Consider the following 19046-nt stretch of genomic DNA (forward strand, 5'->3'; position numbering starts at 1 on the left):
AAGGAATCCCGCATGTCCAAGACCATCGCAGATCACCTCGCACAGACCCTCGCCGCAGCCGACGTTACCCGTATCTGGGGCGTCACCGGCGACAGCCTCAACGGCCTGACCGACAGCCTGGAAAAACTCGGCGCCATCCGCTGGATGCACACGCGCCATGAAGAGGTCGCCGCGTTCGCTGCCGGAGCTGAAGCGGCGGCCACAGGCAAGCTGGCGGTGTGTGCGGGCAGTTGCGGGCCGGGCAATCTGCATTTGATCAACGGGTTGTACGACTGCCATCGCAGCCGGGTGCCGGTCCTGGCGATTGCCGCGCATATTCCCTCGTCGGAAATCGGCCTCGGGTATTTCCAGGAAACCCACCCGCAGGAACTGTTCAAGGAGTGCAGCCACTTCGTCGAACTGGTCACCAATCCCGAGCAGTTTCCTCGCGTTCTGGAGCGGGCAATGCGCGCGGCGATCAGTCAGCAAGGCGTTGCGGTGATTGTGTTGCCCGGCGACGTCGCCTTGAGCGATGCGCCGGACGTCCCGGCAAAGTGGGTCAATGTCGCGGCGCCCAGCGTCACGCCGGTCGACGAAGACATTCAGCAACTGGCCGATGTTCTCAATGCTTCCAAGGCCATCACTTTGCTGTGCGGCGCGGGCTGTGCCGACGCTCATGAACAAGTCGTGGCGCTGGCCGACCGGCTCGGCGCTCCCGTCGTGCATGCCTTGCGCGGCAAGCAATACGTTGAATACGACAACCCCTTCGACGTGGGCATGACCGGCCTGATCGGTTTCAGCTCCGGTTACCACGCCATGATGTCCTGCGACACGCTGGTGATCCTCGGCAGCAGTTTCCCTTATCGCAATTTCTATCCGGCCGACGCGAAAATCGTGCAGATTGATCTCGATCCCAGCGCACTCGGGCGGCGTACGCCGATTGCTTTGGGCCTGGTGGGCGGCGTCAGAGAAACCGTTTCGGCATTGCTGCCCAAACTGGATCGCCACGAAGACCGGCGCTTTCTGGACAAGGCGCTCAAGCATTACGCCAAGGCTCGGGAAGGGCTGGATGAATTGGCCACGCCGTCATCCCCCGGCAATCCTATCCATCCGCAATACCTCACCAGGCTGATTGATGAGCAGGCCGATGCCGACGCGATCTTCACCGTCGATGTCGGCACACCCACGATGTGGGCTGCGCGTTACCTGCACATGAACGGCAAGCGCGCGCTCATCGGCTCGTTCAACCATGGCTCGATGGCCAACGCCATGCCGCAAGCGTTGGGCGCCAAGGCGGCATTTTCGGAGCGCCAGGTGATTTCCATGTGCGGCGATGGCGGGCTGTCGATGCTGCTGGGCGACTTGCTCAGCGTGCGCCAGCTCAACCTGCCGATCAAAATGGTGGTGTTCAACAACGGCTCGCTGGGCTTCGTGGACATGGAAATGAAAGCCAGCGGTTACGTTCCCCACGGCACTGATCTGTACGAGACCAACTTCGCGGGCATCGCTCTCGGCGCAGGGATTCTGGGGATTCGTGTGGAAAACGCCGAGGAACTGCCAGCGGCCTTGCGCAAGGCCTTTGACCATCCGGGTCCGGTCTTGCTTGACGTGGTCACCGCCAAGCAGGAACTGGGCATCCCGCCCAAAATCAAACTGGCCCAGGCCAAGGGCTTCAGCCTGTACATGATGCGCGCCGTACTCAGCGGGCGCGGGGATGAAGTGTTTGAGTTGGCGAAAACCAATTTGCGCTAGCGCTCAAGGTAGATCCCGTCCACACAACCCGTAGGACCGGCTTTAGCCGGGAGCAGGCCGGTACATGCGCAGCGGTTGCGTCGTCGGGCGTTGCATTCTCCCGCTGAAGCCGGTCCCAGGAACTACGCGAGCAGGGATTTTCTGCCCATTAAAAGCGCATTTCGATCACCCGCCGCACCGACTTGAATCACCCCAGTCAATCTCCAGAAAATCACGAAAAAAGACGTTGTAATCCCTCGAAATCGAATGTTATGTTGATAACACTTCGAGGTGGCGTGAGTCATTTCTAACATTTCTCGCGCCGAGCAGGATGCTGAAACCAGCATGAATTCCACGCCAACTCCCAGCTTTCTCGACACCCTGGAGCAGCGCTTCACTGAGCTGACGCCGACTGGCAAGCGTATTGCCGGTTACCTGCTGGCCAATCCGCAACAACTGCCGTTCGAGACGGCGGACAGCATCGCCCAACAGACGGGCACCACCGGAATTTCCGTGGGGCGGTTTTTTCGCTCCCTGGGCTATCGCAATATCGATGATGTGAAACAAAGCCTGCGCGGCGCGTCCCCGCACAGTTGGGTGCTGACTGATCGACTGGGCGCCTTCCGTGAAGAGGCTACCCAAGGCGACGCGCTGGAGCGTTCGTTGAATCGCGAACTGGAGGCGATCCAGCACGTCTATGCCCTGGCGCGCAGCGAAGCGTTTGCCAGTATTGTCGAACGCATTCATGCCGCCGATGCGGTATTTATCGTCGGCGTGCAAACCACCCGCGGCATCCTCAATACGTTCTTCAGTCACCTGGAATACATCCGGCCAAAGGTCTACTACGTAGATGGTTTGTCCGGGACCTATGCGGAGTCGTTGAACTCCGATTTTGCAAACCCTTACGCAATCATTGCCGACTTCCGAACCTATTCCAGCATGACCCGCAAGTTCTGTGAGGCTGCAAGCAATCAGCAGTTGCCGTTGGCCTTGATCACCGATTTCCATTGTCCATGGGCGCGTGATTTCCCCCTTGATCTGCTGCAACTGAAGTCCGACGTCGGGCAGTTCTGGGATTCACCGGCACCGCTGGCATGCCTGTTCAATCTGATGGTGTCCGCAGTGGCCGAGCGATATGGCGACAGCCTCGACGAGCGCCTGGCGAAGAATCGGCAGTTGCAGGAAGTGTTCGGCCAGTTTGAATAACAGGTCAGGCCGTCGAGTTGCCCTTTAATGATCCACGTATCTGTCACTGGAGTAATCGCGTGAACAACAGCCCACTTGTCGAAGTCGACGCCAATGCCTTGCAGGTCGAGATCGATCTGATTTATGCCGGTGCCGACAATCTGGCTGGCAAGGTGATTTATCAGGACCCGCGCTGCCTGCTGCATGTGGATGCCGAGCGTTGTCTGCGTCTGGCCAGCCGCCTGGCGCGCCAGGCGGGTTACCGGCTGCGGATTTTCGATGCCTATCGCCCGCCGTATGCACAGCTTCTACTCTGGCAGGCGCTGCCGAATCCGGAATATGTGCGTGACCCCAGCCTGGGTTCGCATCACAGCCGGGGTGTCGCAGTCGACCTGACGCTGCTCGATGCGGACGGCCAGCCGCTGGACATGGGCACCGGTTTCGATGACATGCGTGAACCTTCTCATCAGTTTTATGCCGATCTGCCGCCTGCGGTGCAACGCAATCGGCTGATGCTGCTGGGCATCATGCTGGCTTCGGGTTTCCGGCACATCGACAGCGAATGGTGGCACTACGAATTGCCAGAAGCCGATGACTATCCTTTGATCGAAGAGGAAACCATCCGCACCGCCAGCCACTGACCGCACTGACGTTTTATAGGACCGGGACGACCATGAATCCCGGCTTGAATCCGGCGTGATCTTCCTGAAGAACACGCCGTTATCGGACGCAAGTCCGAGTTTGAACTGCCCGGTATAGCTTCAATAAAAAACCTGACGAACTTCCACACATCGAATGATCAAGGAACCGGCATGAACTCTCTTTGCAACCCGCGCTTGAATCCGCGCAATCTCGTCATGGCACTGCTGTGTACAGCCATGGGGCTGGGTGCCTGGCAGTCCGCCAGTGCTGCAGTGCCCAAGGACGTTTTGATGATTGGCAAACCTGCCGACCCACAGACGCTCGACCCGGCAGTGACCATCGATAACAACGACTGGACGGTGACTTATCCCGCCTATCAGCGACTGGTTTCCTACAAGGTCGAGAACGGCAAAGGCAGCACCGAAGTGCAAGGCGAACTGGCGTCCGGCTGGACCACCTCGGCTGACAGTCTGGTTTGGGAGTTCAAGCTCAAATCGGGTAACAAGTTCGATGACGGTACCGACGTCAATGCCGACGCGGTCAAGTTCTCCTTCGATCGGGTCATGAAGCTCAAGCAGGGCCCGTCCGGGGCATTCCCGGATGACATGGCGGTTTCCGTGGTCGATCCGCTGACAGTGCGCTTCACGTTGAAGACGCCTTACGCGCCATTCCTGTCGACCCTGGCCCACAACGGCGCCGCCATCATCAACCCGGAGGTGGCGAAAAAAGCCGAAGGTGCCGATGCTTATCTGTCGACCCACACGGCGGGCTCCGGGGCGTTCAAGCTGACCGGCTGGCAGAAGGGCCAATCGCTAACCATGGAGCACAACAGCTATTACGCCGGTCCCAAGCCGACGCTGAACAAGGTCGTGGTGAAGATCATCGGCGAAGCCTCGGTACGGCGTCTGCAACTGGAACATGGCGACCTGGACATTATCGAGGACATGCCCGAAGACCAGCTTGAAGCCCTGGGCAAGAAGTCTGGCGTGGTCATTGGCGACTTCCCGTCGTTGCGGGTCACGCTGCTGTACCTGAACAACAAAAAGGCGCCGATGAATAACCCGGATGCACGCCGGGCGATTGTCGACGCCCTGGACTACAACGGCATCATCAACGGCATTCTCAAAGGCAAGGCCAAGCCTATGAATGGTCCGATTCCACAAGGCATGTGGGCGTACGACGAGAAGTTGCCGGTCCCGAAACAGGATCTTGCCAAGGCCAAGGCCGATCTGGCCAAGGTGCCGAGCAAGATCAGTGCCCTCAACTTCATGTATTCCGACAAGGATCCGAACTGGGAGCCTATCGGCCTGACCCTGCAAGCGGGCCTGCAACCATTAGGCATCAACCTGAAAATGGAAAAACTGGCCAACGCCACCCTGCGTGAGCGGCTGGGCAGCGGTGATTTCGACATTGCCATCGGCTCCTGGAGCCCGGACTTTGCCGATCCGTACATGTTCATGAACTTCTGGTTCGACTCCAAGCTGCAAGGCCTGGCCGGTAACCGCTCATTTTACGAAAACCCTGCGGTGGACAAGCTGATTCGTGAGTCAGCGGCCACCAACGACGCTGGCAAGCGGACCGAGCTGTACCAGCAGGCACAGAAGATCGTCCTCAATGACAGCGTCTACGCCTATCTGTACCAGAAGGCCTACACCTTGCCGATGCGCGATAACGTCAAAGGCTACGTGTTCAATCCGATGCTGGAACAAGTGTTCAACGTGGCGACGATCACCAAGTAACGTCACTGGTTCATCCGTTCGACCGTAAACGTTCGGCGCTTCCCTGCTTGAGAAAGAGGGGAGTGCTGCAACGCTGTGCCCAAGGCAATCGTTTTGAATTGCCATTTATAGCGTGACCGAGGTGCCTGATGGCCTTCCTGAATATTCTGCGCAAACGTCTGTTCGGCCTGCTGCTGGTCGTGATTGGCGTTTCCGTGATCACTTTTGCGATTTCTCACCTGATTCCCGGCGACCCGGCCCGGCTGATCGCGGGCGACCGGGCCAGCGATGCCATTGTTGCCAACATCCGTCATCAGTTGGGGCTGGATTTGCCGCTCTATCAGCAATATGGCCGCTACATGCTCGATCTGCTGCAAGGCGATCTGGGTACGTCGATCCGCACCAGCCGCCCGGTCCTTGAGGATTTGCAGGCGTATTTTCCGGCGACTCTGGAACTGGCGCTTGCCGCTCTGTTGTTGTCGATCCTGATCGGCGTGCCGCTGGGCGTGCTGTCGGCGGTGTACCACAACCGCGCCATTGACCAGATTGCCCGCACGCTGGCGGTCACCGGTATTTCCACCCCGGCGTTCTGGCTTGGCCTCGGTTTGATCGTGCTGTTCTACGGCCACTTGAACTGGCTGCCAGGCAGTGGCCGGCTGGATGAAGGCCTGACGCCACCGCGAACCATCACCGGTTTCTATCTGATTGACGCGTTGCTGATGGGCGACTGGGAGTTGTTCAAGAATGCCGCACAGCATTTGCTTCTGCCCGCTGTGACCCTGGGCTTCGTCAATCTTGGGGTGATCGCGCGGCAGATACGCTCGGCAATGCTCGATCAATTGGGCGAGGATTACATTCGCACCGCGCGAGCTTATGGTTTGTCGAAGTGGGCGGTGATTTTGCGCCATGCGCTGCCCAATGCATTGATTCCATCCGTGACGGTGCTGGGCCTGACCTTGGGCGATCTGCTGTATGGCGCAGTGCTGACCGAAACGGTATTCGCCTGGCCAGGCATGGGCGCCTACGTGGTCAAGTCGATCCAGTCGCTGGATTTTCCGGCAGTAATGGGCTTTGCGATCGTGGTTTCCTTCATCTATGTACTGCTCAACATGGCAATCGATCTTGTCTATCGCCTGATCGACCCACGTATCGGCGAGGTCAACTGACATGACGACTCCACTCACGCCCTTGAGCATTCCGGCTGTGGCGCAAACCCCTGCGTGGCGGGAACGGTTTGCCTATTTGCGCTATCAGATCGGCCGCAGCCCGCTGACCATCGCCGGTCTGGTCATCAGCGCCTTTGTACTGTTTTGCATGATTTTCGCGCCGTGGCTGGCGCCTTATGATCCCAATGCGCTGGACCTGATTCACCGCCTCGCGCCGCCATCGGCGCAGCACTGGTTCGGCACGGACGAAGTCGGCCGCGATCTGTTGAGCCGTGTGTTGTACGGCAGCCAGCAATCCGTGGGCGTCGGCCTGTTTGTCGCATTCACTTCCTGCCTGATCGGCGGTTTGCTGGGTTGCATGTCCGGGGTCATTGGCGGTCGTTTCGACAGTCTGATCATGCGCCTGATGGACATCATGCTCTCGGTGCCATCGCTGGTGCTGATCATGGCCCTGACGGCGGCGCTGGGTCCAAGCCTGTTCAACGCCATGTTGGCCATTACCCTGGTGCGAATTCCGTTCTATGTGCGGCTGGCTCGTGGCCAGGCACTGAGCATTCGGCAGATGGGCTACGTCAAAGCGGCGCAGACCTTCGGCGCGGGGCGCTGGCACATCGTGCTCTGGCACGTGGCGCGCAATGCCACGCCGCCGTTGCTGGTGCAACTGAGCCTGGATATCGGTGCGGCGATTCTCATGGCTTCGGCGCTGGGCTTCATCGGCCTGGGTGCGCAACAGCCGACAGCGGAATGGGGCGCGATGGTCGCAACCGGGCGCAACTACATACTTGATCAATGGTGGTATTCGACTTTTCCCGGTCTGGCGATTCTGCTCACCGCCACCGGTTTCAATCTGCTGGGCGACGGCGTGCGCGACTTGCTCGATCCGCGGCAACAGGGGAAATGACCATGCCTACTCATAGCGCTAACATCCCGGCACCGAGCCTCGCGCCGGTATTGACCATTGATAACCTGAGCATTGAATTCCCGGCCTATCGCAGCACGGTCAAGGCACTCAATGGCGTCTCCCTGCATGTCAATCCCGGCGAGATCGTCGGTGTGATTGGCGAGTCAGGCTCTGGCAAATCAGTGACGGCCATGTTGAGCCTGCGTTTGCTGCCGGAGCGCAGTTATCGGGTTGCCGCTGGCAGTCTGCATATCCTCGGCCGGGACATGCTGGCGGCCAGGGAAAAAGAACTGTTGAAGGTGCGCGGGCGCGATGTTGCGATGATTTTTCAGGAACCGATGACCGCCCTGAATCCTACCCGGCGCATCGGCAGGCAAATGACCGATGTCATCATTCATCACCAGCGTTTGAGCAAGGATCAGGCGCGAAGCAAAGCGATTGCATTGCTGCGCGACATGCACATCGCCGACCCGGAGCAGGTGCTGGAAAGCTATCCGTTCGAACTGTCCGGCGGCATGCGCCAACGGGTGATGATCGCCCTGGCGTTTTCCTGTGACCCGCAGTTGTTGATCGCCGACGAGCCGACCACGGCGCTGGATGTCACCGTGCAACGTCAGGTGCTGTTGTTACTGCGCGAAAAAGCCCGTGAGCGGGGCACGGCGATTTTGCTGATTACTCACGACATGGCGCTGGTTTCGCAGTTCTGCGACCGGGTTTACGTGATGTACACCGGCGCGGTGGTGGAGCAGGGCGATACTGCCCAGGTCATGGCCGATCCGCGTCATCCTTATACAAAGGGCCTGTTGAGCGGACTGCCCGAGCAAGTCCGGCCCGGTGAAGCCCTGATGACGATTCCCGGTCAGGTGCCGAACCTGTCCGCCTTGCCCGACGGCTGCACGTTTCGCGATCGTTGCGCGTTCGCCATGCCCAAGTGCCTGGAGCGTCCGCCGCTGCTGGCCATTGATGCAGCAGGCGTGCGCAAGAGCGCCTGCTGGCTGAACGTTCAGGAGCAAGCTTCATGATCAATAACGCACGTAAACGCCTGCCGGAAGATAACTCGGCGATCCTTGCCCTCAACGATGTCCGGGTGCATTTTCCGGTGGGCAGCGACTGGCTCGGGCGGCCGAAAGGCGTCGCTCACGCCCTGAACGGTCTCGACCTGCAAGTGCGCGCCGGAGAAACACTGGGTGTGGTGGGCGAATCCGGCTGTGGCAAGAGCACCCTGGCCCAGTTGCTGATGGGTTTGATCAAGCCCACCCTGGGCAGCGTCGACTGGATCTACAACGATGCGCGAGAGCGCAGCAGCAATGTGCAGATCGTTTTTCAGGATCCGCAGTCGTCGCTGGATCCGCGCTTGCCGGTCTGGAAGATCATCACCGAGCCGCTGTACGTGCAACGCACGGTCCCGCGTCGGGAAATGCGTGAGATCGCGGCAAGAGTTGCGTCGCAGGTGGGCATCCGTCCCGAGTACCTGGATCGTTTCGCCCATCAGTTTTCCGGCGGTCAGCGGCAGCGGATTGCCATCGCACGGGCCTTGTCGTCTGACCCGGACATTATCGTCCTCGACGAACCGACCTCGGCACTGGATATCTCGGTGCAGGCGCAAATTCTGAATCTGCTGGCCGAACTGCAACGCAGCCGCGACCTGACTTATATCCTGATCTCCCACAACGTGTCGGTGGTGCGGCACATGGCGGACCGGGTTGCGGTGATGTACCTGGGCCAAATCGTCGAACTGGGCAGCGCTGCCGAGGTGCTGGAACAGCCGCGCCATCCTTACACGCAACTGCTGCTCGATGCGGTGCCGCGCCTGGGTGCGCCACTGGACAATTCTCAGGTCGCCGCGCCGACTGAACTACCCGGCAATCGCCGACTTCCGACCGGCTGTTTCTTCCGTGACCGCTGCCCGAAAGCGACAGTCGGCTGTGACAAGCCGCAACTATTGGCAACCGCCAGCGGTGGAGAAGCCCAGGTGCGCTGCCATTTGCAGTCGGTTGTGCGCAGCTAGCTTGATCTGCATCGGCAGGGCCGCATCGTCTGGATCCGGCCCTTTCAATGTCATCCGTCTGATAGTGGCAATCTGCAAGATATATTCAAAAGAAGCGACTTTCCTTTTATTAAGAAGACCAGTACAACGCCGCACGGCATTCTCTGTTATCTCAGAATACGCCGCTCCCGTTGTTGTTCTTTTGTAGTGGAAATGTCCGTAATGATGAAAAGTCTGGGTTTCAGCAGGAAGATCCTGCTCGCCGCCGCATTGGTTGTGGTTGTCGCGTTTACTTGTTTTATTGTCGTGAACGACTATCGACAACGCGAAACACTGAAAACCAATGTATTTGCCGAGTTGCAACAGCTTGGCAGTTTGACGACGCAGAATATCCAGACCTGGCTCGACAGTCGCACGCAATTGCTGCAATCCATGTCTCAACGTATCGCCGCCGACGGCAAGGGCCTGCCGGAGCTGCAGCGCGCCATCGGCGTGCCGGCCTACAGCGATAACTTCCAGCTCAGTTATTTCGGCAGTATCGACGGCGTGATGTTTTCCGTACCCGCCGGCAATCGCGCGGCTGATTACGATCCGCGTGCGCGGGGCTGGTATAAAGCCGCGCAAAACGCTTCCGGCACTGTCGTGACCGAACCCTACATCGCCGCCTCTTCCGGGAAACTGGTGGTGACGTTGGCCACGCCGGTTAAATACCAGAATCAGTTCATTGGCGTCGCCGGTGCGGATATATCCCTGGACAGCATCAGTAAAACCATCAACTCGCTGAATTTTGGCGGTCATGGTTATGCGTTCATTGTCAGCGGCGAAGGCAAGATCCTGATTCACCCGGACAGCAAACTGATCCTTAAAAACATCAGCGAGGCTTACCCGGACGACGCTCCGGCAATCACGGCTGGCGTGCGGGAAATTCAATCTTCGGGTAAAGCCGAAATCATGTCGCTGACCAAAGTTGAGGGCGTTTCGTCAGCCAACTGGTATGTGGCGCTGGTTCTGGACCAGGATGCGGCCTATGCGATGCTCGGTGAGTTCCGCACCTCGGCCATCACCGCGATGGTGATTTCCGTAGTGATCATTATCCTGCTGCTCGGTCTGCTGATCCGCGTCCTGATGCAGCCGCTGCACCAGATGGGCCGCGCCATGCGCGATATCGCTGACGGCGACGGCGACCTGACCAAGCGTCTGGCAATTACGTCCCAGGATGAATTCGGTGCCCTGGCGCAGTCGTTCAACCACTTTGTTGAACGTATCCACGGCTCGATCCGTGAAGTGGCGTCCACTGCCGGTCAGCTGGGCGAAGTCGCGTTGCGCGTGGTCCGGGCTTCGAACTCGTCCATGACCAACTCCGATCAGCAGGCCAACCGCACCGAAAGCGTGGCGGCGGCGATCAACCAGTTGGGCGCAGCGGCGCAGGAAATTGCCCAGAATGCCGCGCGCACTTCCCAGCACTCGGCGGATGCCAGTGAACTGGCAGGCGATGGCCAGAAAGTGGTGCAGCAGACGATCACGGCGATGAATGAGCTGTCGTCGAAAATCAGCGAATCCTGCGCCAACATCGAAAGCCTGAACGGCAAGACGGTGAACATCGGGCAAATTCTGGAAGTGATCACCAGCATTTCCCAGCAGACCAACTTGCTGGCACTCAACGCCGCTATCGAAGCTGCGCGGGCCGGAGAGGCCGGGCGCGGCTTTGCGGTGGTCGCCGATGAAGTTCGTAACCTGGCGCACCGCACGCAAGATTCTGCGCAGCAAGTGCGGACCATGATCGAAGAGCTGCAAGTCGGCGCGCGCGAAGCAGTGGTCACCATGACCGAAAGCCAGCGTCAGAGCGAAAGCAGCGTCACCGTTGCCAACCAGGCGGGCGAACGCTTGAGCAGCGTGACCCGCCGCATCGACGAAATCAACGGCATGAACCAGTCCGTTGCGGCGGCTACCGAAGAGCAGACTGCGGTAGTGGAGTCCATCAACGTCGACATTACCCAGATCAATACCCTCAACCAGGAAGGCGTCGACAACCTCAAGCTCACGCTGGATGCCTGCGGCCACCTGGAAGAACAGGCGGCGCGTCTGCAGCATTTGGTGGGGACGTTCCGGATTTGATTCGAAGCTTTATCTGAAACGGACGCTGCAGGAGCCGAGCGTGCTCGCGACAGGATCTGTCATTCGAACCATTGATCGACTGATTTGATGCTATCGCGAGCAAGCCCGGCTCCCATACATTTATGTCAGTGCGCCAGCCTTTCCGTGCTCAACCTTTCACCAAACGGTTACCCAACCGTCATGTTCGGTTCATCCCGCTGAAATACCCCGGATCTACTGTTTGTTGCACCCAAGCGGCCATTCCGGCTGCGCAACCAGACAGAGAAGCCTATGTCCGCAGCCATCCATGTCGAACGTCTGAACAAGACTTTTGCGCGCAAGCCCGCTTTGGTTGACCTTGCGTTGTCTATACAACCCGGTGAAATGGTGGCCTTGATCGGCGCCTCCGGCTCGGGTAAATCCACGCTGTTGCGTCATCTGGCGGGCCTGGCCTGCTGCGATCGCAGCAACGGCGGCCGGGTCGAGGTGCTGGGCCGTGAAGTGCAGTCCAGCGGACGCCTCAATGGCAAAGTGCGCCATCTGCGCTCGGACATCGGCTACATCTTCCAGCAGTTCAATTTGGTCAATCGCCTCAGCGTGCTGGACAACGTGCTCATCGGTTGCCTGGGGCGCATGCCCGGCTGGCGCGGCAACTTCGGCTTGTTCAATGCCGCAGAAAAACAGCGGGCCATGGAATCCCTGGACCGCGTTGGCCTGGCCGACCTCGCTGCACAACGGGCCTCGACCCTGTCCGGCGGCCAGCAGCAGCGTGTAGCGATTGCCCGGGCGTTGACCCAGCGCGCCGAAGTCATCCTCGCCGATGAACCCATCGCCTCACTCGATCCGGAATCGGCGCGCAAGGTCATGGAAATCCTCGCCGACATCAATCGCACTGACCGCAAGACCGTGGTCGTCACCCTGCATCAGGTGGATTACGCCGTGCGTTATTGCCCGCGGGCCGTGGCGCTCAAGGGCGGTCGCATTCATTACGACGGCCTTGCCCATGGCCTCAGCAGCCAGTTCCTCAATGACCTATATGGCGCGGATGTGGACACCAGCCTGATGATTTCCGAGGAAGGTCGACGCACCGCGCAGCCACCCAAACTGGCGCTCGCCCGCGTTTGAGCGGCGACACCTGACTCACGAATACCGCAATAAAACCAACAGCCAATCCATGAACACCACTTCAGGAGTGCTTCCATGTTGAACCGTATTGGTCGCGTCGTCGTGTCTGCTGCCTTGCTGGGCAGTTGCTTGCTGGGCACCGCCCATGCCGACGAGAAAGTCATCAACTTCGGCATCATGTCTACCGAATCGTCGCAGAACCTCAAGAGCATCTGGCAGCCGTTTCTGGATGATATGGGCAAAAAAACCGGTCTGAAGGTCAACGCGACCTTTGCTTCGGACTATGCCGGCCTGATTCAGGGCATGCGCTTTAACAAGGTGGATGTGGCGTGGCTGGGCAACAAGGCGGCGATGGAAGCGGTGGACCGTTCCAACGGTGAAATCTTCGCCCAGACCGCAGCCGCCAATGGCGCGGCGGGTTACTGGAGCGTGATCATTGCCCGCAAGGACAGTCCGATCAATTCGGTCGAGGACATGCTCAAAAACGCCAAGACCCTGACCTTCGGCAATGGTGATCCAAACTCCACCTCCGGCTATCTGGTCCCGGGCTACTACGTGTTTGCCAAGAACAATGTCGATGCTGCCACGGCGTTCAAACGCACGCTCAACTCCAGCCATGAAGTAAACGCCCTCAGCGTCGCCAAGGGGCAACTGGATGTCGCCACCTTCAATACCGAGAGCTGGGATCGTCTGGAAGTCACCCAGCCGGACATGGCCGCCAAGCTCAAGGTGATCTGGAAATCGCCATTGATCCCGGCCGACCCGATGGTCTGGAGCAAGGCGCTGTCGGATGAGAACAAAGCCAGGATCCGCGAATTTTTCGCTGACTATGGCAACACCGACGAAGAAAAAGCCGTGCTCAAAGGTATGCAGCTAGGCAAGTTCCTCAAATCCAGCGATGACCAATTGTTGCCAATCCGTCAGCTGGATCTGTTCAAGCAGCGCACCGAAGTGGTGGCCAGCACCACGCTGGATGCCGACGAAAAAGCCAAGCGCCTGAAAGACATCGACGCCGGCCTGACCAAGCTGCAAGACCGCATCACCGAGCTTGAGAAGAAAAACACGGCCACTGCCGGTTGATTGACCGGGCGCGGTGTTGTGCCGCGCCCGTTGCTGCCACCGAGAGCTATTTATGACGAGCACTACGCACGCTGCATATGTCCAGGCCGTGGGCAAGCGCACCTGGCCGCAATACCTGGGTTGGGGTCTGTTTCTGGCGATGTTGGCCTGGGCCTGGCATGGCGCCGAAATGAACCCGTTGGCGCTGTATCGCGACTCAGGAAACATGGCGACCTTCGCTGCCGACTTCTTCCCGCCGGACTTCCATGAATGGCGTTCATACCTCAAGGAAATGATCGTCACCGTGCAAATCGCGCTGTGGGGCACGGTGCTGGCGATTGTCTGCTCGGTGCCGCTGGGCATTTTGTGCGCCGACAACATCACCCCGTGGTGGATTCACCAGCCACTGCGTCGGGTCATGGATTCCTTTCGCTCCATCAATGAAATGGTCTTCGCCATGTTGTTCGTGGTGGCTGTCGGTCTTGGGCCTTTTGCTGGTGTCCTGGCGCTGTGGATCAGCACCACCGGCGTGCTCGCCAAGCTGTTCGCCGAAGCGGTGGAAGCCATCGATCCGGGACCGGTTGAAGGGGTGCGCGCCACTGGCGCCAGTGCCTTGCAGGAAGTGATCTACGGGGTGATCCCGCAAGTCATGCCGCTGTGGATTTCCTACGCGTTGTATCGCTTCGAATCCAACGTACGCTCGGCGACGGTGGTGGGCATGGTCGGCGCGGGCGGCATCGGCGTGATCCTCTGGGAAAACATCCGCGCCTTTCAGTTCACCCAGACCTGCGCGGTATTGCTGGTGATCATCGTCGTGGTAAGCGCCATCGACATCGTGTCCCAGCGCTTGCGCAAGCAGTTCATCTAGAAGGAGAGGGGGCGCTTTGCTGCGCTTTTTTTAACCATGGAAATGTCTAGACAAGCAGAACCGGTGTACCGCGAACTGGCTGACACCTTGCGCAACGAACTGGACGGTTATCGCGCCGGGGATTATCTGCCCGCCGAAATCCAGCTGGCCGCGCGCTTCGCCGTCAACCGCCACACCATCCGCCGGGCCATCGACGAACTGGTGCGCGAAGGCTGCGTGCTGCGCCGCCAGGGCAAAGGCACGCAGGTGCTGGAGCGCCGGTTGATTTATCCGGTGCAGGCCGACAGCGCCTACAGCCAGTCATTGTCAGCGCTGGGTCTGGGGGTTGAAGCAACGCTGCTGCATCGCAATGAGTGCCTGGCGACTGCTGAAGACGCTCAACATTTGGGCGTCGCCGAATACGCATCGCTGATCGAGCTGAGCACCTTGCGCCGCCTTGACGGTCAGCCGGTCAGCCTGATCCGGCATCGCTTCTGTGCCAGCCGCAGTGAAATGCTTGGGGCTTATCGAAGTGGCTCATTGCGGCAGTTCTTCGCTGCGCGCCAGTTGCCGTTGACGCGGATCCTGAGCCTGATCGGCTCACGTTTGCCCAGCCGTGAAGAAGCCGGACTGTTGATGATGCCCCGGCATTTACCGGTACTCACCGTGCTCACCGTTTCTCGGGACGATGCCGGCAATCCGGTGGAACTGTCCCGTTCCACCAGCCGCTCCGACCGCTTCCAGTATCAGGTCATTACGTGATGGAGACGCCAGACATGAACCCTGAAAAAGACTCCGCCATCGTCGCTCGCCAGCGCTGGATCGGGCTGCTTGCCCGCGCCAGTGGCGACGATTTGAACCGTCATGAATCGGCCTTGCGCGACGCCGAATACCAATTGATTCGCGCCCCGGAAATCGGCATGACCCTGGTGCGTGGGCGCATGGGCGGCACTGGCGCGCCGTTCAACGTCGGGGAAATGAGCGTGACCCGCTGCGTGGTACGCCTGGCGGATGGCCGCACCGGTTTCAGTTATCTGGCCGGGCGCGACAAGGCCCGCGCCGAACTGGCCGCCCTGGCCGACGCCCATCTGCAAGGCACACAACAGCAGCACTGGCTCGACGAACTGATCGAACCGCTGGCCCGCACTCAGGCCGCACGCCGCGCCGACCAAGACGCACAGACCGCCGCCAGCAAGGTGGAATTCTTTACCCTGGTCAGAGGAGAAGACTGATGAGCGCAACCCTTCTGCAACCGGCTTTCGCCGATCCTGTGCTCGACGCGCAACGCAGTTTTCGTGCGGCGCTCAAGGCGCTGGCCGGTCCCGGCGTGATTCATCCCTTGCAGGCGGCGCAACAGCCACCGGCCTTGCAAGGTCTGGCGGCGGCCAGTCATGCGCTGTGTCTGGCACTGCTGGATATCGACACGCCGTTATGGCTGGCGCCAGCCTTCGATACGCCGGTGATTCGCGCCAACCTGACTTTTCATTGCGGCTGCCCGATTGTCAGCGAGCGCCAGAACGCGCGCTTCGCTTTGCTCGATCACAGTCAGCTGCATGATCTGCACGGCTTCGACTTGGGCAACGACCGTTATCCTGATCAGTCCTGCACCTTGTTGATCCAGCTGCCGAGCCTGTCCGGCGGGCCGCTGCTGAGCTGGCGCGGGCCGGGTATCCAGACCGAAAACCGGGTCGCGCTGCCGGTCAGCGATTCGTTCTGGCAGGAGCGGGAAACCCACAACGATTTTCCCCGTGGCCTGGACGTGTTTTTCCTCGCGGGCAGTGACTTGCTCGGTTTGCCACGCAGCACTCGCGTGCAGGAGCGTGCCTGATGTACGTCGCGGTCAAGGGTGGCGAGCAGGCCATCGACAACGCTCACAAGCTGCTGGCGAAAAAACGCCGGGGCGACACTTCTATCACCGAACTCAGCGTCGAGCAGATCCGCCAGCAATTGCCGCTGGCCGTGGCGCGGGTCATGACTGAAGGCTCGCTGTATGACGAGCAACTGGCGGCGCTGGCGATCAAGCAAGCGGCGGGGGACATGATCGAAGCGATCTTCCTGCTGCGGGCCTATCGCACCACGCTGCCGCGCTTCTGCGCCAGTTTGCCCATCGACACGTCAAACATGCAGCTCAATCGTCGCCTGTCCGCGACGTTCAAGGACCTGCCGGGCGGGCAACTGCTCGGGCCGACTTTCGATTACACCCATCGCCTGCTGGATTTCAGCCTGCTGGCCGAAGGCGAGTTTGCCGGGCCGCAGGTGCAGGAGGGCGCGGCGCTTGACCCTTGCCCGCGCGTGTTGGGTCTGCTCGCCAAAGAAGGATTGATCAAGAACGAAGCGGATGACGGCGAAGCGGTCGCCGACATCACCCGCGAGCCGCTGGAATACCCGGCGACCCGCGCCCAGCGCTTGCAGGCGCTGGCCCGTGGCGACGAGGGCTTTCTGTTGGCGCTGAGTTATTCGACCCAGCGCGGTTACGGCCGCAATCACCCGTTCGCCGGGGAAATTCGTATCGGCGAAGTCGAGGTGTGGATCGAGCCCGAAGAACTGGGGTTCCCTATCTCGATTGGCACATTGGAAGTCACCGAATGCGAAATGATCAATCAGTTCGTAGGTTCAGGCACTGAACAGCCGCAGTTCACTCGCGGCTATGGCTTGGCGTTCGGTCACGCCGAGCGCAAGGCCATGGCCATGGCGCTGGTGGATCGCTCGCTGCGTGCCGAGGAGTTCAATGAAGAGATCCAGTCACCAGCGCAGCAGGAAGAATTTGTCCTGGCCCACTGCGACAACGTCGAGGCCGCCGGTTTTGTCTCCCACCTGAAACTGCCGCACTACGTGGATTTCCAGTCCGAACTGGAGCTGATCCGCAAGCTGCGCGCACCGGCGCGCAAGGAGCCGCAAGCATGAATGCCTACCAGACATCCCGACCGGCCCGGCCGGAGCGCGACCAAGCCTATAACTTCGCTTACCTCGACGAGCAGACCAAACGCATGATCCGTCGTGCCTTGCTCAAGGCCGTGGCGATTCCCGGCTATCAAGTGCCGTTCGGTGGCCGCGAGATGCCGTTGCCTTATGGCTGGGGCACCGGCGGCATGCAGTTGACGGCAGCGATTCTCGGCGCTGAAGACGTGCTCAAGGTTATCGATCAGGGCGCCGACGACACCACCAACGCAGTGTCGATCCGGCGCTTTTTCGGGCGCACGGCAGGCATCGCCACCACCGAGCGCACGCCGGAAGCGACCGTCATTCAGACCCGCCACCGCATTCCGGAAACCCCGTTGCATGCCGACCAGATTCTGGTCTATCAGGTGCCGATCCCTGAGCCGCTGCGCTTTATCGAACCTTCGGAAACCGAAACCCGAACCATGCATGCCCTCAATGATTACGGCGTGATGCACGTGAAACTTTACGAGGATATCGCCACCTTCGGCCATATCGCCACCAGCTACGCGTACCCGGTGATGGTCGATGAGCGTTACGTGATGGACCCGTCGCCGATCCCGAAATTCGATAATCCCAAGCTCGACATGAGTCCGGCCCTGATGTTGTTCGGTGCCGGTCGCGAGAAGCGCCTGTACGCGGTGCCGCCATACACCCGCGTGCAAAGCCTGGATTTCCAGGATCACCCGTTCCAGATCCAGAGCTGGGAGCACAACTGCGCGATATGCGGCAGCCATGATTCCTACCTCGACGAGCTGATCCTCGACGATGCCGGCACGCAAAGTTTTGTCTGTTCCGACACCGATTACTGCGCCCAGCGCGTATTGCAGCAGGAGACCGGCCAATGAACAGCGCCCAAGCCGCACCCCTCTTTCAGGCAAACCCTGACGCCGCATCGCCGCTGCTCAAGGTTCGCGGCCTGACCCGCCTGTATGGCCCGGAGAAGGGCTGCCAGGACATCAATTTCGAGTTGTATCCCGGTGAAGTGCTGGGCATTGTCGGCGAGTCCGGGTCCGGCAAGTCGACGTTGTTGTCGCTGCTCAGCGGCCGTTGTCCGCCGGATCGTGGCGGCATCGATTACCGGCGCAAGGACGGCCATGTGCTGGACCTGTACAGCGCCAGCGAGGCTGAACGTCGTACTTTGCTGCGCACCGAATGGGGCTTCGTCGAGCAGAATCCGCGTGACGGCCTGCGCATGGGCGTGTCGGCCGGGGCCAATATCGGCGAGCGGCTGATGGCCCAGGGCATGCGCAACTATCAGCAACTGCGCGGCGCCGGCATCGACTGGCTGACCCAAGTGGAAATCGACCCGCTGCGCATCGACGACTTGCCACGCACGTTCTCCGGCGGCATGCAGCAGCGCTTGCAGATCGCGCGCAATCTGGTCTCCAGCCCGCGTTTGATTTTCATGGATGAACCCACCGGCGGGCTCGATGTGTCGGTGCAGGCACGGCTGCTCGATCTGCTGCGTGGCCTGGTGCGGGAACTGGATCTGGCGGTGGTGATTGTCACCCACGACCTGGCGGTGGCGCGCCTGCTGGCGGATCGGCTGATCGTGATGCGTGGTTCGCGGATCGTCGAAACCGGCCTGACCGACCAGATTCTCGACGACCCGCAGCATCCATACTCGCAGCTGCTGGTGTCTTCGGTGCTGCAACCGTGAAGCGACTTTTGG

General features: G+C 60.1%; 18 protein-coding genes and 1 pseudogene. All 19 read left to right on the top strand.

Going from position 1 to position 19046, the window contains the following annotated elements:
• The first annotated feature begins 12 nt into the window (after window positions 1-12).
• Window positions 13-1731 (top strand): ubiquinone-dependent pyruvate dehydrogenase, encoded by a 1719-nt coding sequence (poxB, locus tag CFII64_RS05665; protein ID WP_020289815.1) that lies wholly within the window; start codon window positions 13-15, stop codon window positions 1729-1731.
• Between the two features lie 324 nt (window positions 1732-2055).
• Entirely contained in the window at window positions 2056-2916 is an 861-nt protein-coding gene (locus CFII64_RS05670) for a MurR/RpiR family transcriptional regulator (RefSeq protein WP_020289816.1), read from the top strand.
• A gap of 59 nt (window positions 2917-2975) precedes the next feature.
• Window positions 2976-3536 carry a D-alanyl-D-alanine dipeptidase gene (ddpX, locus tag CFII64_RS05675; protein ID WP_020289817.1) on the top strand — a complete coding sequence of 187 codons (561 nt, stop codon included), beginning with the start codon at window positions 2976-2978 and terminating at the stop codon, window positions 3534-3536.
• A gap of 171 nt (window positions 3537-3707) precedes the next feature.
• On the top strand, window positions 3708-5276 hold the full coding sequence (locus tag CFII64_RS05680; RefSeq protein WP_020289818.1) for an ABC transporter substrate-binding protein: 1569 nt from the start codon (window positions 3708-3710) through the stop codon (window positions 5274-5276).
• A gap of 128 nt (window positions 5277-5404) precedes the next feature.
• Entirely contained in the window at window positions 5405-6421 is a 1017-nt protein-coding gene (locus CFII64_RS05685) for an ABC transporter permease (protein WP_020289819.1), read from the top strand.
• 1 nt (window position 6422) lies between these two features.
• Window positions 6423-7322 (top strand): D,D-dipeptide ABC transporter permease, encoded by a 900-nt coding sequence (gene ddpC, locus CFII64_RS05690; protein WP_052026577.1) that lies wholly within the window; start codon window positions 6423-6425, stop codon window positions 7320-7322.
• Between the two features lie 2 nt (window positions 7323-7324).
• A complete protein-coding gene (locus tag CFII64_RS05695; protein WP_020289821.1) occupies window positions 7325-8344 on the top strand; it encodes an ABC transporter ATP-binding protein in 1020 nt (339 codons plus the stop codon).
• Entirely contained in the window at window positions 8341-9330 is a 990-nt protein-coding gene (locus CFII64_RS05700; protein WP_020289822.1) for an oligopeptide/dipeptide ABC transporter ATP-binding protein, read from the top strand. The genes CFII64_RS05695 and CFII64_RS05700 overlap by 4 nt, the downstream gene beginning before the upstream one ends.
• Window positions 9331-9534: 204 nt before the next feature.
• A pseudogene (locus CFII64_RS30465) lies at window positions 9535-10566 on the top strand (cache domain-containing protein); the annotation flags it as partial.
• Between the two features lie 93 nt (window positions 10567-10659).
• Complete coding sequence (locus CFII64_RS30470; protein WP_371106423.1) at window positions 10660-11424, top strand: methyl-accepting chemotaxis protein; 765 nt, start codon at window positions 10660-10662, stop codon at window positions 11422-11424.
• Between the two features lie 270 nt (window positions 11425-11694).
• Entirely contained in the window at window positions 11695-12528 is an 834-nt protein-coding gene (gene phnC, locus CFII64_RS05710; RefSeq protein ID WP_020289824.1) for a phosphonate ABC transporter ATP-binding protein, read from the top strand.
• A gap of 75 nt (window positions 12529-12603) precedes the next feature.
• On the top strand, window positions 12604-13608 hold the full coding sequence (gene phnD / locus CFII64_RS05715; protein WP_020289825.1) for a phosphonate ABC transporter substrate-binding protein: 1005 nt from the start codon (window positions 12604-12606) through the stop codon (window positions 13606-13608).
• A 52-nt stretch (window positions 13609-13660) separates the two neighbouring features.
• A complete protein-coding gene (gene phnE, locus CFII64_RS05720; protein WP_020289826.1) occupies window positions 13661-14455 on the top strand; it encodes a phosphonate ABC transporter, permease protein PhnE in 795 nt (264 codons plus the stop codon).
• A 36-nt stretch (window positions 14456-14491) separates the two neighbouring features.
• Complete coding sequence (gene phnF / locus CFII64_RS05725) at window positions 14492-15196, top strand: phosphonate metabolism transcriptional regulator PhnF (protein WP_044901181.1); 705 nt, start codon at window positions 14492-14494, stop codon at window positions 15194-15196.
• A 14-nt stretch (window positions 15197-15210) separates the two neighbouring features.
• Window positions 15211-15666: a phosphonate C-P lyase system protein PhnG gene (gene phnG / locus CFII64_RS05730; protein WP_020289828.1), complete on the top strand. Its 456-nt coding sequence runs from the start codon at window positions 15211-15213 to the stop codon at window positions 15664-15666.
• Complete coding sequence (phnH, locus tag CFII64_RS05735; RefSeq protein WP_020289829.1) at window positions 15666-16262, top strand: phosphonate C-P lyase system protein PhnH; 597 nt, start codon at window positions 15666-15668, stop codon at window positions 16260-16262. The genes phnG and phnH overlap by 1 nt, the downstream gene beginning before the upstream one ends.
• Window positions 16262-17338 carry a carbon-phosphorus lyase complex subunit PhnI gene (locus CFII64_RS05740; protein ID WP_020289830.1) on the top strand — a complete coding sequence of 359 codons (1077 nt, stop codon included), beginning with the start codon at window positions 16262-16264 and terminating at the stop codon, window positions 17336-17338. Before phnH ends, CFII64_RS05740 begins: the two co-directional genes overlap by 1 nt.
• Window positions 17335-18219 (top strand): alpha-D-ribose 1-methylphosphonate 5-phosphate C-P-lyase PhnJ, encoded by an 885-nt coding sequence (locus CFII64_RS05745; RefSeq protein WP_020289831.1) that lies wholly within the window; start codon window positions 17335-17337, stop codon window positions 18217-18219. The genes CFII64_RS05740 and CFII64_RS05745 overlap by 4 nt, the downstream gene beginning before the upstream one ends.
• Window positions 18216-19034: a phosphonate C-P lyase system protein PhnK gene (gene phnK, locus CFII64_RS05750; RefSeq protein WP_020289832.1), complete on the top strand. Its 819-nt coding sequence runs from the start codon at window positions 18216-18218 to the stop codon at window positions 19032-19034. The genes CFII64_RS05745 and phnK overlap by 4 nt, the downstream gene beginning before the upstream one ends.
• Window positions 19035-19046: the final 12 nt, after the last annotated feature.

It is taken from the genome of Pseudomonas sp. CFII64 (assembly GCF_000416235.1).
Taxonomy (GTDB): Bacteria; Pseudomonadota; Gammaproteobacteria; order Pseudomonadales; family Pseudomonadaceae; genus Aquipseudomonas.

Excerpts from the sequence above, each read along its gene's own strand:
- phnF (WP_044901181.1), top strand. The coding sequence starts at position 14,492 with ATGGAAATGTCTAGACAAGCAGAACCGGTGTACCGCGAACTGGCTGAC.
- CFII64_RS05740 (WP_020289830.1), top strand. The coding sequence starts at position 16,262 with ATGTACGTCGCGGTCAAGGGTGGCGAGCAGGCCATCGACAACGCTCAC.
- phnH (WP_020289829.1), top strand. The coding sequence starts at position 15,666 with ATGAGCGCAACCCTTCTGCAACCGGCTTTCGCCGATCCTGTGCTCGAC.
- CFII64_RS30470 (WP_371106423.1), top strand. The coding sequence starts at position 10,660 with ATGACCAACTCCGATCAGCAGGCCAACCGCACCGAAAGCGTGGCGGCG.
- poxB (WP_020289815.1), top strand. The coding sequence starts at position 13 with ATGTCCAAGACCATCGCAGATCACCTCGCACAGACCCTCGCCGCAGCC.
- CFII64_RS05745 (WP_020289831.1), top strand. The coding sequence starts at position 17,335 with ATGAATGCCTACCAGACATCCCGACCGGCCCGGCCGGAGCGCGACCAA.
- phnE (WP_020289826.1), top strand. The coding sequence starts at position 13,661 with ATGACGAGCACTACGCACGCTGCATATGTCCAGGCCGTGGGCAAGCGC.
- CFII64_RS05700 (WP_020289822.1), top strand. The coding sequence starts at position 8,341 with ATGATCAATAACGCACGTAAACGCCTGCCGGAAGATAACTCGGCGATC.
- phnD (WP_020289825.1), top strand. The coding sequence starts at position 12,604 with ATGTTGAACCGTATTGGTCGCGTCGTCGTGTCTGCTGCCTTGCTGGGC.
- phnG (WP_020289828.1), top strand. The coding sequence starts at position 15,211 with ATGAACCCTGAAAAAGACTCCGCCATCGTCGCTCGCCAGCGCTGGATC.
- phnK (WP_020289832.1), top strand. The coding sequence starts at position 18,216 with ATGAACAGCGCCCAAGCCGCACCCCTCTTTCAGGCAAACCCTGACGCC.
- CFII64_RS05680 (WP_020289818.1), top strand. The coding sequence starts at position 3,708 with ATGAACTCTCTTTGCAACCCGCGCTTGAATCCGCGCAATCTCGTCATG.
- CFII64_RS05695 (WP_020289821.1), top strand. The coding sequence starts at position 7,325 with ATGCCTACTCATAGCGCTAACATCCCGGCACCGAGCCTCGCGCCGGTA.
- CFII64_RS05670 (WP_020289816.1), top strand. The coding sequence starts at position 2,056 with ATGAATTCCACGCCAACTCCCAGCTTTCTCGACACCCTGGAGCAGCGC.
- CFII64_RS05685 (WP_020289819.1), top strand. The coding sequence starts at position 5,405 with ATGGCCTTCCTGAATATTCTGCGCAAACGTCTGTTCGGCCTGCTGCTG.
- ddpC (WP_052026577.1), top strand. The coding sequence starts at position 6,423 with ATGACGACTCCACTCACGCCCTTGAGCATTCCGGCTGTGGCGCAAACC.
- phnC (WP_020289824.1), top strand. The coding sequence starts at position 11,695 with ATGTCCGCAGCCATCCATGTCGAACGTCTGAACAAGACTTTTGCGCGC.